The 1,685-nt window shown below is 53.1% G+C and carries 1 protein-coding gene; it reads left to right on the top strand.

Annotation, left to right across the window (positions count from 1 at the left end; translation table 11 throughout):
• Positions 1 to 332 precede the first annotated feature (332 nt).
• Entirely contained in the window at positions 333 to 1,541 is a 1,209-nt protein-coding gene (locus HMPREF2807_RS01910) for an IS110 family RNA-guided transposase (protein WP_070510046.1), read from the top strand.
• Positions 1,542 to 1,685 lie beyond the last annotated feature (144 nt).

Below are 1,685 nucleotides of genomic sequence, written 5' to 3'. Positions count from 1 at the left end.
CCCATTACGTTGTTAGCAGTTCCGCTTGAAGGAGCCCAGGATTCATACTCCTAGCCCCATGCTGGGGCAGGCTATGTTTATCTGCGTTCCTTCTGCCCTTGTGGCAGTGGAACTAGTCGCTGGCTTCGGTATGGCTTGTTTTCGTCCCTGTCTGAAAATGATCCGGGGGGTGATGCCGCCGAAGGCAGTGACATACTCCAGACTGCTAATAGGAACCTGACCCACACAGGATGTGTGAGGTCTCAAAGTAATGTGGATGCCAGCGTGAAGTATGTCCGACCACCAGCGATGAAATAAGTCTCATACTCGTTCAATTCGCTAGGAGGTCCGGCATGACCTACGACTATGTCATCGGCATGGACGTTGGCAAATACTTTCACCACGCTTGCGTTTTAGATATCGACGGCGCCCAAGTACTATCAAAGCGCATCAACCAAAACGAAAAATCCCTGCGCACACTCTTTTCAACGTTTATCGCAAACGACCACAAGGTCCTTGTCGTCGTGGACCAGCCCAATAACATTGGGCGACTAACTGTCGCGGTTGCCCAAGATATCGGAATCGACGTTCGCTACCTTCCAGGTTTGGCTATGCGTCAACTCTCACGTATCCACGCTGGTAATGCCAAAACTGATATCCGGGATGCATATATCATCGCCCACGCTGCAAAGAACCTTCCGGAATCCCTCCGCAGTGTCGACCGCGTCGAAGAAGCCTTCCTCCAGTTGAAAGTCCTCAACGGCATCGACGAAGACTTAGCACGCTCCTACACCAGGCTCATCAATCAGATTCGAAGTGCACTAGTTGGCTGCTACCCGCAATTCGAACAAGCCCTTCGCGGCCAGGTGATCCACCGCAAATGGGTTCTGCACCTACTTGCACGCTACGGCGGGCCCACCAAAATAAAGCGCCTCGGAAAAGCCAAAGCAGCTGCCTTCGCTCGACGCTATAAGGCACGCAATCCCGAGCCCGTCATCGATGCCATATTCGCTGCCATCTCTGAGCAAACAGTCGCCATTGCTGGTGCACAATATGCCGAAATGGGCGTAGCAATGTCGGCGAAGGACGCGCTTTTAAAGCTCGAGCACCGCAAACAAATCGAGCAGGAAGTCATCGAGCTCATCAACGACATCCCCCACACTCAAATCCTGCTATCCATGCCAGGAATTGGGCCGAAGACGGCTGCCCAAATTCTCATGACCGCGGGCGACATGTCCGACTTCCCGACAGCTGGGCACCTAGCCTCTTACGCTGGCTTATCACCCCGAACGAATCAGTCCGGAACCTCAATCATGTCGAACTCACTGAACAGAGCTGGCAATAAAAAATTAAAGAACGCCCTATGGCAATCATCTTTTGCATCCATCAGATTCCACGAGCGTTCACGGCAATTCTATGAACGAAAGCGCCGTGAAGGCAAGAGACACAACGCTGCAGTCGTAGCGCTAGCCCGCAGACGGCTCAACGTCCTATACGCCATGATGAGCAACCACGAGTACTACCGCGACCCCGACCAATCACAGGAAATCGAAGCAGCCTAAACCCCAAGAACCAAATAGCCGACTGGGAAACCCCAGTCGGCTAACAGCCATGCCAGAAAACAACACGGCCAAACAACCCCGGCTGAAAAACCAACCCCGGCTAATCCACCCACGAGGTTGACAAACTATATAGGAACACCCCCC

The organism is Corynebacterium sp. HMSC074A09, from assembly GCF_001811545.1.
In the GTDB taxonomy this organism is placed as follows: domain Bacteria; phylum Actinomycetota; class Actinomycetes; order Mycobacteriales; family Mycobacteriaceae; genus Corynebacterium; species Corynebacterium hiratae.
Note: the sequence above shows the minus strand (reverse complement) of the source record. Positions and strands in the feature narration are given on the sequence as shown.

Bases quoted from the DNA above. Each gene is read 5' to 3' on its own strand.
- HMPREF2807_RS01910 (WP_070510046.1), top strand. From the start codon at position 333: ATGACCTACGACTATGTCATCGGCATGGACGTTGGCAAATACTTTCAC.